Source organism: Paenibacillus pectinilyticus (genome assembly GCF_001700435.1).
GTDB classification, from domain to species: Bacteria; Bacillota; Bacilli; order Paenibacillales; family NBRC-103111; genus Paenibacillus_E; species Paenibacillus_E pectinilyticus.
Genome location: NZ_LYPC01000028.1, coordinates 398,242 through 412,659 on the forward strand (window position 1 = coordinate 398,242; position 14,418 = coordinate 412,659).

General features: G+C 48.6%; 12 protein-coding genes. All 12 read right to left on the reverse strand.

What is annotated here, in order from left to right; translation table 11 throughout:
- Nucleotides 1-29: 29 nt before the first annotated feature.
- The gene (locus A8709_RS29535; protein WP_065857998.1) at nt 30-719 is read right to left on the reverse strand and encodes a response regulator transcription factor; all 690 of its coding nucleotides are present in this window, start codon (nt 717-719) and stop codon (nt 30-32) included.
- Entirely contained in the window at nt 716-2,191 is a 1,476-nt protein-coding gene (locus A8709_RS29540; RefSeq protein ID WP_065857999.1) for a sensor histidine kinase, read from the reverse strand. Before A8709_RS29540 ends, A8709_RS29535 begins: the two co-directional genes overlap by 4 nt.
- Nucleotides 2,192-2,196: 5 nt before the next feature.
- Nucleotides 2,197-2,949: an ABC transporter permease gene (locus A8709_RS29545; protein ID WP_065858000.1), complete on the reverse strand. Its 753-nt coding sequence runs from the start codon at nt 2,947-2,949 to the stop codon at nt 2,197-2,199.
- A complete protein-coding gene (locus tag A8709_RS29550) occupies nt 2,942-3,679 on the reverse strand; it encodes an ABC transporter ATP-binding protein (protein WP_065858002.1) in 738 nt (245 codons plus the stop codon). Before A8709_RS29550 ends, A8709_RS29545 begins: the two co-directional genes overlap by 8 nt.
- Nucleotides 3,680-3,746: 67 nt before the next feature.
- Nucleotides 3,747-4,676 (reverse strand): hypothetical protein, encoded by a 930-nt coding sequence (locus A8709_RS29555; RefSeq protein ID WP_065858004.1) that lies wholly within the window; start codon nt 4,674-4,676, stop codon nt 3,747-3,749.
- Nucleotides 4,677-4,899: 223 nt separating this feature from the next.
- Nucleotides 4,900-6,063, reverse strand: coding sequence for a Ger(x)C family spore germination protein (locus A8709_RS29560; protein WP_065858006.1), 1,164 nt, complete (start codon nt 6,061-6,063; stop codon nt 4,900-4,902).
- Nucleotides 6,064-6,065: 2 nt separating this feature from the next.
- Entirely contained in the window at nt 6,066-7,514 is a 1,449-nt protein-coding gene (locus A8709_RS29565) for a spore germination protein (protein WP_065858009.1), read from the reverse strand.
- Nucleotides 7,515-8,606, reverse strand: a complete 1,092-nt coding sequence (locus tag A8709_RS29570; protein ID WP_167357207.1) for a GerAB/ArcD/ProY family transporter — start codon at nt 8,604-8,606, stop codon at nt 7,515-7,517.
- A 312-nt stretch (nt 8,607-8,918) separates the two neighbouring features.
- Nucleotides 8,919-11,249, reverse strand: coding sequence for an RNA polymerase recycling motor HelD (helD, locus tag A8709_RS29575; protein ID WP_065858013.1), 2,331 nt, complete (start codon nt 11,247-11,249; stop codon nt 8,919-8,921).
- A gap of 37 nt (nt 11,250-11,286) precedes the next feature.
- A complete protein-coding gene (locus A8709_RS29580) occupies nt 11,287-12,258 on the reverse strand; it encodes an ABC transporter ATP-binding protein (protein WP_065858015.1) in 972 nt (323 codons plus the stop codon).
- A 30-nt stretch (nt 12,259-12,288) separates the two neighbouring features.
- Nucleotides 12,289-13,080 carry an ABC transporter permease gene (locus tag A8709_RS29585; RefSeq protein WP_065858017.1) on the reverse strand — a complete coding sequence of 264 codons (792 nt, stop codon included), beginning with the start codon at nt 13,078-13,080 and terminating at the stop codon, nt 12,289-12,291.
- The gene (locus tag A8709_RS29590; protein WP_065858019.1) at nt 13,077-13,853 is read right to left on the reverse strand and encodes an ABC transporter permease; all 777 of its coding nucleotides are present in this window, start codon (nt 13,851-13,853) and stop codon (nt 13,077-13,079) included. The genes A8709_RS29585 and A8709_RS29590 overlap by 4 nt, the downstream gene beginning before the upstream one ends.
- Nucleotides 13,854-14,418 lie beyond the last annotated feature (565 nt).

The following is a 14,418-nucleotide window of genomic DNA, read 5'->3' on the forward strand; positions in this document are numbered from 1 at the left end:
GCGTTAGGCGCACTTCCCAAGCTTGATAGTTAAATGCGGAAGCGATAGCCCGCTCCCCAAATCGTTTCGATATATTGCGGATTCGACGGATCTTGCTCGATTTTCTCACGCAGCTTGCGGATATGTACCGTCACGGTGGCAATTTCCCCCATGGCATCCATCCCCCATAGCAAATCGAACAACTGCTCTTTGCTGTACACACGATTCGGGTTCACCGCCAAATGCGTGAGCAGATCGAACTCTTTGGTCGTGAACATGACCTCTCGGTCATTCACAAATACGCGCCGTGCTGATTTATCAATCATGAGACCGCGAATGCGAACCTCATCGTTCTTCGCCTCACGCCGCCCCATCAGCCGCTCATAGCGGGCCAAATGGGCTTTCACCCTAGCCACCAGCTCACTTGGGCTAAATGGCTTGATCATATAATCGTCGGCTCCAAGGCCGAGGCCGCGAATCTTATCAATGTCTTCCTTTTTGGCAGACACCATGATGATGGGAATGTCCTTCTCACTGCGGATGCGCCGGCAAATTTCAAAGCCATCCACAAATGGCAGCATCAGGTCGAGAATGACCAAATCATAATCTTTCGTAAGGGCTCGTTCCAAGCCACGGTCGCCGCTATTTTCAATATCAACCTCATACCCGCTGATTTCCAAATAATCTCGTTCTAATTCTGCAATGCTTTGTTCATCTTCTACGATCAAAATCCGACTCATGCTTCGCTTCCTTTCCCCTGAATCCGTGGTAACGCCATGTACACCGTAGTCCCCCGGCCGAGCATGCTCGTTGCGCCGATGCGTCCGCCATGTTCCTCCATAATTTGCTTCGCGATGGCCAGCCCTAACCCGCTTCCGCCTGTCGCCGAGTTCCGTGAAGGATCCGCCCGATAGAAGCGGTCGAAAATATGCGGTAACGCCTCCTCCGAGATGCCTTGACCGTTATCTTTGACTTGAATGACAGCGAAGCCGCCCTGTTCTATGACACTTAATGTGATGCGGCAGTGACCTTCTTCACTGTATTTGACCGCATTTTCTATAATATTCAGGAGTACACGTCTCAGCTTGTCACGATCCGCCGTCACCAACATCGGTTCTTGTGGCAGATCCGCCAATGTAAACTGGACCCCTTTTTTCTCCATATCAAACTGCAATTCTTGTGTGCAATCTTGAACATAATGCCCGAGATCCACCGTTTCGAATTGAAATGGCACCTTCCCCAAGTCCAGCTTAGAAAATAGAAACAGCTCATCGATCAGCCGATCCATATCTGCTGCTTTGTTGTAGATCGTTCGAATGTACTTATCCAGCTTATCCGGGGAATTCGAAACACCATCCATGATGCCTTCGACGTAACCTTTAATCGCTGTAACTGGCGTTTTCAAATCATGTGAAATGTTCGAAATGAGCTCCTTGCGATTCTCTTCGTATTGGAGCTGGAGCTCTACCGATTTCTTGAGTTTATGTCTCATTTCCTCAAAAGCAATACTCAACTCGCCAAGTTCATCATTCCCATGCGGCTTGATTTCAAAGTCAAGGTTGCCCTCTTTGATTTCCACCGCTGCGCGTTTCAAGGCACGTAATGGCCGAATAATGCTGCGTGACACGAAATAGGTCAACACGCCATTCGTGGCGATGAGAATAAACAGAAACGTCCAAATGACTGATTTTGAAAATTGATGCAAATATTTCTGGAAAGGACCTCCATCTAGAAATACGAAGACTGTCCCTTTACTCCCATCAGCAAACAAGAAATCTTGCTGTCTAGTTATCCACAGGGAACCTTGATTCCGCTGAAATTGACCGTTCGATGTGCCATAAGCTGGAAGTTTCGAGGTGTCGCCCGCTTCTCCTACATTTATATAAGGGGACATATATTTAATCGTTTGATCCTGGCGAATGATCAGTCCCATGTTGATTTTGTGGAATCGTTCTTCCAGATCCTTCACGAACACTTGATCGAGAAAAGCATCTGGATTCGTATCCGTCTTCGCCTTCATATAAGCAACATTCTCCAGTTCCTGATCAACAACACGCTTGATCGGATTGCCATGGGAGAAGTCCACTTGAAAGCCGGATTTCAAGCTTCCGAACGTCGCAACGCTGATCAGAACGACGGCTAGCCCAAAGAGCACAAGCGGTACAAGCAGCATGGCAATATAGGATAGCACTAGCCGTACGCGAATCGACATTGAACTCAGAGCTCCTTTTTATCAAACAAATAATAACCTGCTGTAAAAAACAGTATACTGCACGCTATCAAAAACATAAAGATCGAGGTGATCTTCCCCGTCACCATCGAGCCGCCAACCCAAAGCATATGCCAATCCATATACGCTGTCGGTGAGTAGGTCGCGATCTGTGGCACGAAGAAAGCCGCTACTTTAATGGCTAGATACACTAGAATACTGACGGTTAATGCCGAGCTGCTGCTCGAGAAAAACTGTGCCAGACACACCGCTGCGATGCTCAAAACTAGGAGAGGAACGAAAGCGGAGCCATAGGCGAGAAACCAATCGGATAACATCCCTATGCCGCCAAAATGTTGAAAGAACAGCGCTGCAATCATCGATGCGACTAACGCTACGACGAGGAACGCGGCAATATAGATGGCTAGTGCCAATTGTTTGGAAGCGAAGACCTTGAACCTGGAGAGCGGTCTGGTCAAAATGTTTTTCATCGTGCGATCACCCATCTCACCGGAGAACACGTCCGCGGCACCCATGAACACGAACAGGGGCAGGAAAATACTCGTGAACAAACTAAGCATGACGATTGGGAAATCTTTGGCGGCGATTGCGCCAATGCCAATGCCGTGCTGAAATCTGGAAAGCAGGATCCCCGCTAGGATCGGCAGCAGCAAAGTGACAACTAGGAAGAAGATCGTTTTCTTCTTGTACGCTAATTTGAGCGTCTCATTCCATACGTTAGCTGTTAATATACTAGGCATGAGCGGCAAGCCCCCTGACTTCTTTGATTTCACGAAGATACGCCGCTTCCAGAGAGGGACTGCCTTGTATCAATTCAGAGACGAGTCCCTCGCGGACGAGCCGCCCTTGATGAATGATGCCAATGCGGTTGCACATCAGCTCCATTTCGTGGATCAGGTGGGAAGAGATCAAGAACGTTATTTGTTCTTCGCGTGCAAGTTTTAAGATGATTTCGCGAATATGCACCATGCCCTCGATATCGAGACCGTTCGTCGGCTCATCGAGGATCAGCAGCTCTGGCTTCGACAGCATCGCGGCGGCAAGTCCGAGACGCTGCTTCATGCCGAGCGAATAGCCGCCTACCTTTTCATGCTGAAAAGGGGTTAGGTCCACGATCTCCAGCACTTCGTCGATCCGCTGCTTGCCCACACCGGGATACAATCGGGCCGCTTGCTCCAGGTTCCTTCTGCCGCTCATGTAGGTGTAGGCTTCTGCCGTTTCGATTAACACGCCAACCTTGGCCATCGCTTGTTCATACTGCGTTTTCACGTCATAGCCGAATAACTTCATCTCACCCTGCTTTGCCTGAGTCAAGCCGGTCATAATCTTCATAACGGTTGTTTTGCCAGCGCCATTCGGCCCGAAGAAGCCATAAATATCACCCCGCTGCACCGTCATATTCACCTCGTGAATGCCGCGTTGGTTCTTGAATATTTTCGTCACATTGCGTAATTCAACAACGTTCTTCATCTCTTTCCGCCTTTCAAAAGGAATGAGGAGGTCAACTGAGGTTGATACCTCCTCTTTGGGTTATAAATTACTTGCCGCCCCAGTTGTCATGTTTGGACATCTCGTCGAATTTCACGTTCTCTACTTGCTTGCCGCTCAAATCAACTGTATCTGGTGTCGTCGAGTTCAAGCTCGACAAGGTCATATCGATGCGAAGCACGACATCATGCGCTGCTCCTTGGGCATCTTTACCGGACAAATGAATTTGTGCCGTTTGGTTCGTAATGTGCTGATCCGCATCTACACTCGCGTTCACTTCGACGTCATCCATGGAAATGTCCGAGGAAAGCTGTGGCAGACTGTTCTGTAAGGTTCTGAGATCAATGCCGAGCTTATTCGCTTCCGCTGGTACGGGTTTATCTTTGGATGTTGCGCCGTGTTTGATCAAGAGCGAACCCACCGTGTTCACAACCGGAGAGATCTGGCTGCCCGACAGCTTGAAATGAATTTCCTTCCCGTTACCTGCTGCTTCATCCATCGTGATGTAATTTTTCAGATTGCCGACTAGCGCATCTACGACATTTTCCACTTCACTGACGGTTTGTGGGTCTGGTGCATGTGTCTCTTTGTCACGTCCCTTAAACTTCGCGGATGTACCGTCTTGTTCGATCACTTTGTAAACATCAGAATTCGCTGTTTTGATAATTTGTTTGCCATCTTGGCTGTAGAATTGAATTGTTTGTTCTTCTGATCCGTTCTGTACCTTTACTTCCGCGCTGCCTGCGTGATCTGTCCCACTGCTTTTGATCGTCGATTTCACCTGTAGTAAGGAAGCTCCGTTATCCTGTAAAGAAACGTTCACTTGGCGTGTTACATTCTGGATGGTTGCTGTTTGTTTCACAGCTGTTTTGAACGCTTCATACCCGGGAGCATCTCCCACACCTGCATATACCGAAGTCACTAGCATCATGCTGCCAACTGCCACACCTAATCCCAACATTGCAAGCTTCTTATTCATCTCGTCCTGCCTCCGCGTATTCATACGCTATCTCTAATTTGGCCGCGCCCTGCGCTTCCATATCAACTATCTTAGCCCCCTAGACTTAAGTGCCACTAAAGTGCCTATTAACGCGACCTAAACATTTCTTAAATTTTTATAAACTGGGGTGCTTAATGCGCCCTTACATGCAAAAAGGCCCTTCATCGGGTCAATTGACCTTCTGACTGAGCCTTTCTGTGAACTAATACTGATCGGACCTATGATTATCCATTCGCAACATTCCCGAGTGAAGGATGTCTAATTTTATAGTTACCTCTCCAAGCACAAAATCGCTTAACGGTTTCTCGCCTTTGTCCGTTAATTTAGCCCAGGCCGGAAAGTCATCCTTATATAACACGTGTTCAAACCTATAGACATCCACTTTATGGCTTTTGCCTAGTTCGAACGTCTGTATAATCTCTTCCTTAATTTGTTGTTCAATTAAGCTTTTCAGGGTGGCCTCATCGAGGGTCCTCAATATCTCTTGAACGGATGCTTTCGCTTTAATCTCAATATCAAATATAGCCTGATCTCCATTTACATGAGGCTTGATCTTAGCCTTCGGGTGAGTGACGGATACACTTTGAGCTGGCTCCCCATCCTTAAAAACATTAACTGGAGTGCGACTTGTATACTGATCAAGCCACCTTGCACCTCTATACTGCGTCTCCGATACCCATTGCAAATCCCGGTATTTGTTGAGAGCATAGACACCGCTATACCTTAACTTAGCATCTGGCTTTGTATTCTTCTTCCATACCCCCTTATCAATACTCAACGAGGGGATCATGACCGTGTTGCCAGGTTCCCGATACCGTGAAACCAACCAGAACAACCGATGTGGGGTAATTAACGAGATCTGACGGTAATTATCAATCGGCTGCATCAAAAGGGAATTCATCGGTGAAACATTGAAGAAAGGGATGACAGAGAAGATCGATTCTATGGGGTCATCCGTGCTATACACCCATTGTGTAAATCTCGTTTCACTATAACGTATAGACCCATCTACAAAATTAGCGATACCCTTGTTCAGTGCATCCTTCGTAAATAAATAAGCGCCGACATGACCCCAAAAAACGCGCTGTTGCGATGTCTGATAGAGCTTATTAAAAGCATCGTTAACCGTTACCCCTTCTTCTTTCCCAACCCAGATTAAAGGGGGCTGTGAAGATTGCCCTGCCTCTTGCTTGGCTACACTGGCAAAATCCAGCATTTGCCCGTATACAATATATTTGCCATCCTTATAGTCGAAGCCAATCGCTGTCATGTAGTTCGTATCTTGAATCGTCTTCAAATCCCAACAACCGGTCTGGCTAAGCAGCATCAAGGCAGCACATAACCATTTCGCTAGTGTTGCTTTCATATTTAGGTGTTCCCGCCTTGCCGGGTATCATCTTTCGGACTGAGATCATGCGGCCTTCGTGTTAACTTTTTCCAAGACCTAGCAATTAACGATGTGAAAATTTCCCCGATCTGCGGAGGAGAAAGCGGTGAGAGATAAGGCACACCGAAAGACTCCAATGTGGATAGGAAGAGCACAAGTGCCATCAGTGAAAGCATGAACCCATAAATACCGAACAAGGTCGAGGCCAACAGAATAAAAATCCGCAGAACTGTGATCGTACCTGCGAGAGATTGGTTCACAAGGGTATACATCGATATCGTGGAAAGAGCAGTAACGACTAAGGTAGTAGGGCTTGTTATTCCTGAGCGGATGGCAGCATCCCCAACAATTAAACCGCCTACCACGGTTACCGTTTGTCCCACTACCTTGGGCAATCGAGCCCCTGCTTCTCGGAATAATTCAAACAACAGCAGCATGATGATAAAATCCATGGGACCCGATAAGGGTAATCCAAGTCGTGAAGAGGAGATCGTAGCTACTAATTGATATGGAATTTGATCTAAATTAAAGCTGGACACTGAAATCCACATGCCAGGCAGTAATACCGCTATTAGCAACCCTCCTGCTCGCAGAAAACGTTCGAAAGAGACATAGAAAAAGGGGTTATGAATATCTTCAGGCGAATCTAAGATATAGGTTAAGGTGACAGGTGCAATGAGGACCATCGGGGAACCATCCACAATAATCGCGAACCGTCCACGAAGCAAGCTATCCGCTACAAAATCAGGTCTTCCCGTATAATTGAGCAGCGGAAAAAGGGAGTACGTCCGCCCTGACAGCGCATCTTCCAGCTGCGCACTGCTTAAAAGCGCATCGACATCAATCGATTGCAGTCGATCCTTCACTTCTTGAAGAACGGTTGCATCGATGACGTCTTCCAGATAAAGGAGCGCTACAACCGTATTACTCCGTCTACCTAGTGTGATCTTTTCACAGCATAAGCTTGGCGTGAGCAGCCGTTTGCGAACCAACGCGATACTCGTGATAATGTCTTCCGTGAAGCCATCTCTTGGGCCTCGAATGGACGTTTCCGTACTTGACTCCTCTGGACTGCGGTTCGGAGGGGAAGCAATATCCAGCGCATAGAAGGCTTGCGTTTTCTCGAAAAACAGCACCAACTGCCCTGAATAGACCGCTAATGTCATATCTTCCAACACACGAGGTCCAGTCAAAGGAATCAACTGGAGCATCGAGCTCACGTCGATTTCTTCCTCGCTTCGATAGAAGTCACTGTTAATAAACGCTTGCATCCTTGGCAGCACGAGTCCGTCAATCATTTCAACTTTGATCATGCCATCACAGTATAACAACGTCACCATTTCTTGGACATCTTGACTCGTTACAGGATAGGTCTTCAGAATAACATCATCCGATAAGGCAAATCGTTCACGTAATTCCTGCTCATTCACTTAAGCATCCTTCTCCTTTCGCCTCACAGGCAGGACTGAAAGTACAAGCAAGACTAGCAGCATACAGATACCAAAGACAAACATCGTTGAATAATAATACTTCTGCAGCCAGTTCACGAAGAAATGATCAGAAACCGGATACAAGCTGCTTCCAAATAGCAGGAGGCTTACCCAGATAAGAGTCTGTGTTTTGGTTGATTTTTTTTGTATACCTAAGTTATCAACTAACATGAACATTAAGATGGATGTTCGCATACATGCACCTGAAATCCATTGGAAAATAGACAAAAAATCCAGATGGGAAATATATTTCCCAAGATTGACCATACGCCATTGTTCAAAGGCCGGATATCTTAAATTGGCCGATTCAAAAGGACCGAATATCGCAATCGTCCCCGTTAATGGGCCAATCGTTAACCCAATTACACACGTGGTCAAAATAAGTAAAGACCATAGTCGGATTCGCGTCTTGACGTGCTGCTGGAGAAACAGGATACTCAGCATCTCAAATGAAGCACCACAAGTCAGTATCATCGAGATGAAAGTTGGCCCATAGCCGTGCGTAAAAAGCGGTGTTAACAGCTGGTAGTCTTTATATTGAAAATTGGCACCCATGACGAAATAGCCCAGCATCACGACCCCCGGCAATAAAATACCTGCTGTAATCGCAATGGCTTTGATCCCTTCTCTCGCAGCAAAAAAGCAAAATAGCATGAAGGCCAGACTAATCATGTATCCAGGCGTTTTGGGTAAATAGGTAATATGCGCCCATGATGTAACATCCCGTAACGTAATACTGGCATGCAAAAGGGTGACGAGAACAACGACGATTTTAAGTGGGTACGTCCCCCATTTCCCCAATCTCTGATCGACCCAGTCCATCAGATTGCCCTGCTTGGTTCGTCGAATTAAATAATAAACAAGCAGGGTAAAGAGCATTAAAGGAAGTAGTGCTATTGAAGCGCCCACCCAGGAATCCCGCTTCCCATAGTGCAACAGCACAGGGATGAGCAGCACATGATTGGTGATGGCGATCGAAATGATAATGACATAATAAAGTTGAAGAGCAGTAATCTGCTTTTTAACATTCATAGGGTTCTCCCGCTTTGATAGGATGCCGTAACCAGGCATCGGTTATCGTTAAGTTCTCCTTCCAATGGAAAATTATGCGTATAAACGCAACAAAGCCGCCTCCCGTAGACCGGAAAGCGGCGTATGATTGTGCATTTATGCAATTAGAATGTGGCCAAAATGATAACCAACAAAATGTACAATACCAGAACAACTGCTGTACTGGAGTATCCAACGTTTGACATGGTTAGTTCCCCCTCCCGCCTGCCTTAACTTCTTCTTGGTGCTCCCTATATCTTATGTTGGGCAGGGCGAATGGGTATGGACGTATGTCTATTTACTAGGAAGAAAAGGTGTTAATTCACCTAGATAACAGACATCCAAGTGGTGAAGCGGCCTTGTACAGGCCGTGTAAAACAACTTGCGTTCCTTCGCCTCTGCGTAGACTGCAGCCCCGGCGTCATAGATAATAACCGCATCGAACTCGAGTCCTTTGGCGAGGTACGCCGGCAAAATCATCACGCCTGCCTCATAGTGCAGCGTATCTTTGCTGATCCGCGCGAGCCCCGGCAGCAGCGGCTTCAACCGTCCGTGCGCGTACTCCGTCTCGCGCTCGGTCTTGCAAATGATCGCGACGGAGCTTGCGCCGCCGCCCTGTCTTAGAGCTGCCGCCTCGGCGACGAGGCGGATCAGCTCTTGCTCATTAGCCGCGCGCAGCAGGCGCGGCTCTTCGCCGCTGCGGCTGAACGCTTCCACCGGTTCGCCGCCCGGCAGGACCTGACACGCGAATTCCGTGATTTCGCGTGTCGAGCGGTAGCTCTTGATGAGACGAATGGTCTCCGTCTCGTCTTCCCCCATCAGCTCGCTAATGGAGCTGTAACCGTGCTCTTGCATTTGCTCTGGCTGCGCGGCGCCAGAGCTGACGGCCACGCCCTCACTCACATTCGCGTTCGCGTGCGTGAAGATCCCTTGATTCCAGTCGCCCAGAAGGGTGAAACGGGCGCGTGGAAACAGCTTTTTGAGATACGCATAGTGAAACGGCGAATAGTCCTGCGCTTCATCGACAAGACAATAGCGAATCGTGCCTACGCGAAGTTGTCCTTCAACAAGCCCCTTGAGATACACAAGCGGGGTTGCATCCTCATAGAGCAGATTACCCTGCGCCAACGCGTCCACTGTGAAGGTGCTGATCGTCGTCCACGCTTCTGGCAGCGGTTGATCAGCTAGCTTCACCAGCTCCTGCTGTAAGCTTGGGTCCGTAAACAGCTCTATATACATACCGAGCACATCGACATAAGCTAGCTTCTGTGCCTTCTCCCTAAGCGGATTAATCGCTTTGTGCGCTTTGACACGGCTCATTTTCTTCATTTCCGGCTCACTGCCCATGTACTTCGGCTCACGCACAAGCTTGCGATAGAAGCGTTTCTGCACATCCGCTTGAAACACGTCCAGCTGCTCCAAAATCCACTCGGATAATTGCTCCATCCGCTCACCGATCGCAAGAATCGAAGGCTTACTATAGAAGCGTTCGCTCAGCTCAGCGCCAGTAATGAGAACTTTTTTCCCGACGGCTAGATCGAGGAATCGGATACCACCGTTCTTCAGCTTCTCACCGTAAGCTTCGATGACGGCTAGGAAAGCCTCAGACGTTTTGTAGGTAATATTGTTCAAACGTGCTGTGTACTCGGGATTGTGATCGGTACCGGTCAAAATAAACTCCAGCTGATCATACGGATCCTCCAGCTTCAGTCCCATGTCGGTTAATTTATGCGTCAAATAATCTTGGAAGGTCGTCTGCTGCATCGTCGCTTCGCCAAGCTCAGGCAACACTCGTGAAACATAATCGCTGAACAGCGAATTCGGCGAAAAAAGAATCATATTATCGGCGCTCAGCGTCGTCCGGTACTTGTAGAGCAAGTATGCGATGCGCTGCAGCGCAACGGAGGTTTTGCCGCTGCCTGCCGCGCCTTGGACGACCAGCACCTTGTGCTGATCATCGCGGATGATCTGATTCTGCTCCCGCTGAATCGTGGTGACAATGGAGCTCATCTTCTCGTCCGCGCTGCGGCTGAGCATCTTCTGGAGCATTTCATCTCCGATGGAAAGCCCCGTATCGAACACATCTTGCAGCTCGCCTGCCTTGATGATGTATTGTCGCTTGAGCCAGAGCTCGCCGCTCACGTCCATCTCTGGTGTCCGATACGTTGCCGGGCCCGGCGGGTAATCATAGAACACGCTAGCGATCGGCGCGCGCCAGTCATAGATCAGAATTTCATCGGTTTTGCTATCAATGAAAGATGTTAACCCGATATAGATTTTCTCCCGCGCCTGCTCGCCCTTCTCCTGAAAATCAATACGGCTGAAGTACGGCGCATCGACGACGCGCTGCAGCTTGCGCAGCGCATCTTGTGCCAGTCGATAGCTTCGTTCTTGCCCTTGCAGCACATGCTCCTGTTGAGCCATACTCGCCGCCGTTTCAATCAAATCATCGTCATTGTCCGCGTTGACGGATATATCGTCCCAGAAGCTCCGGCCAATTGCCGTCGCTTCGGATCTACGTTCATCTACAGTGACACGCAGTTCTTCAATGCGCTGTTTGATATGCGTACGCACCACAGAGACGCGCTGCGCTTCATTGTCACGTTCTTCCTTCCCTATCGCCATGGTTCCATTCCACTCCCACTGTTATCTAAATGTTTATTTAAACATATACGTTTTGAATGACTTCTTCAAATTCCGGTTCTTCCATATGTACATCTTCCATATCGCCCCAGCCACTCACGATGCGGAGTACGTCCATCGCTTTAAGCTCCTGGCGGTTGCACGCAATCGTCAACAGATTCGCTTCTTGCTCCACCACACGGAAGGGCAGCTCCCAGTGATCTGGCACCTGAAAATCGCCCCGATACGATATTTTCATCATCGTCGGTAAGCCGATACGCTCTCTTAGCTTGTCTATGGAACCATCATAACCAATTTGCCCATGGTTAATGACGATAACCCTCGGACATAGCTGTTCAATATCGTCCATGTCATGCGTGGTCAGCAGGATCGTCTTGCCAAAATCCCGATTCAACGTCTGAAGAAAGCCGCGAATGTTGCGTTTGGCTACTACATCTAGGCCAATCGTAGGCTCATCCAGGAATAAAATATCCGGATCATGCAGCATCGAAGCCGCCAAGTCTGCTCGCATCCGCTGACCAAGAGAGAGCTTGCGTACAGGCGTATCTAGCAGCTCTTTCAAGTCAAGCAGCTCCGTCAACTCCCCCAGCCGAAGGCGAGCCGCCCTTTCCTCAACATGATACATCGCCACGAGGATCTCATAGGAATCCTTCACGGGAAGGTCCCACCACAGCTGACTCCGCTGTCCAAAAACGACACCAAGCTGCCTCACGACCTGCTTCCGCTGCTTTTGTGGGCTGCGCCCGTGAATCAAAACCTCACCGGAGGTTGGGTGAAGAATGCCCGTGAGCATTTTGATCGTCGTCGACTTCCCCGCTCCATTAGGTCCAATATACCCGACGAACTCGCCAGTTTCAATCTCGAAGCTCACATCGTGCACGGCTTCTTTCTCTTTATATGCTCTGGAGAATAAAGTACGAATCCCTGAGAACTTCCCTTCTTGGATGACTGGGGTTTGAAACGTTTTGCGTAAATGCTTAACCGTTATCATGGCGTATCTTGCCCTCCTTGTATAGTGAGATTAACTTCCCGTGCTTTGATATCGCGACAGCCCCAGTTTCCAGAAGGACATGGCCAACCACAAGACGAGTACGGAAACAACCAACGTGCCTAGCAGCAGCCCGACTCCCCCTTGATGCCTCAGCACATACAGCGCGGGAATATAATTGACGAAGCCCACAGGTACAAGCACGAAGAGAGCCCCTTGCAGCCATTTGGGATAGAGACTAAGCGGATAGCGAGCCGCTGTTTGAGAGGCATCTTCGGTCATGTTTTGGAGTGACTCTATGCGGGTGAGCCAAAAGCCTGCTGCCGCTGTCGCCAGCCCAATCGCGAACAAAATGACTGCCCCTGTGAGGATGATGAATACTGTCAAAGGAACCGCAGTCCAACTGATCTGACCGCTAGCCATAAGCGCTTTCATCGAGATGATAAGCAAGATGAGTCCTTGACCGATTTCCGCAAATAGAATGCGTGAATTTTGGGTCATCAGTGCAACGAGCACAGGAACAGGACGAATAAGAATCGCATCCAAATCGCCGGAAACGAGATATTTTTCGAGATGATGCACATCGGAAGCTAGCGTTCGATAAATGGCTTTGGCAATCATCATGACGCCATACAAGTAACTTACTTCATACAGTGTCCAGCCTTTGATATTGCCGAATTTCATCATCACCAGTGCCACCATCAGGAATTCAGAAATTTGAATGAACGATGACATGATCGTCGAAAATACAAAGTTAAATTTGTACTGCATACGACTTCGCATGCTTGCTTTGATCAATAGCATAAACAACCGAATCGAGATCATCCGCCCTGCACCTCCAACTTCCTGCGAACCAACCTAGTAACGGCCAAGCAGACACAAGTAAACCCGATGCCCCATAAGAGAGCGCCGAGCTGGGCAGTTCCATCTTGAAGTCCGAGATAAATGCGGGTTGGATAATAGAGTAGATAAGGGTAAGGTGTATACATGCTAATCGTGCGAAGCCAACCTGGCAGCCATTCTAGCGGAATAAAAAAGCCGGAAAGCAGCATAGCGAAGGAATAATTGACCCAATAGAACCACCGTGATTCTGTCGTCCATAGGGCAGCAACCCCGATTAAATAATTCATGCAAATAGAGATATAGGAGGCCGTAACTAACGAGAGTGCTGTCCATCCAACCACGGAAACCTGCTGGGGAAGCTGTAAGGAGAAGATGAAATAATAGAGGACATAAATCGGAATGCTTTTATATAAAAATTGATACCATACCTGGCCCCACTCGCGGCTCATCGTCTGATAAAACAGATGCACCGGCCGCATGAGATCGACCGCGATTTGCCCCGTGCGCACCGCTTGCTCGAGTCCAAGCCCATTCGTCGTAAACTGGGTAATCCACAGAATCGCCTGGTTAAAAGCAATATAACCCACGATCCCTTTGGCTCCGTACTCACCCAGCGATGTGTCGCTGCCTAAGCCGGTCCAGATGCTCGCATAGATGAAGCCGAACACCGCGCTCACTGCATTATGAAGCAGATGTGAGCCTCGATATTGCAAGTTTCTTGCGTAAGCCTTGCGCGCCAATACGGCGAAAAGCATAAAGCACCTCCTGTGTTTTTGGTACATGATATGACCATAACGTGCAGTCGCCGCGTAGAGACGGAATACCATATTACCAAAATAACCCTGCTGGTGGCAACAGTTATTTATTGCTTTCTCCTTTGTGGAATCGTGGGGAAACTTAACTGGAAAACCTACAGCTAATTCACTGGATTTAGCTCTGAAGTGACAACTAGATGGAAAATGTACAGCTAATTTTCTCGAATTCGCTGCTTTGGAGGGGATTGATCGAAATTACCTGTATATTTTCCAGTTATCTCTCTCCGAGCATAGAATTTTGCGAAAATAGATGGAGGTTTTCCAGTTAGTGCTGGGCGGGTTGCAATTGGGGTTGGGGTTGGGGCGTGGCGGGAGTGTTGGCTTAGAGAGAGCGTTAGGTCAGAAGTTGGGGAGTGTTGGCTTAAAGAGAACGTTGGGTCAGAAGTTGGGGAGTGTTGACGCGGAGCGAGTGTTGACGCGGAGCGAGTGTTGACGCGGAGCCAGTGTTGGCTCGGGGTGGGGTTGGGGCGTTGGCGCGGTACCGTGGCCTTGGGAGGCTAGGGGC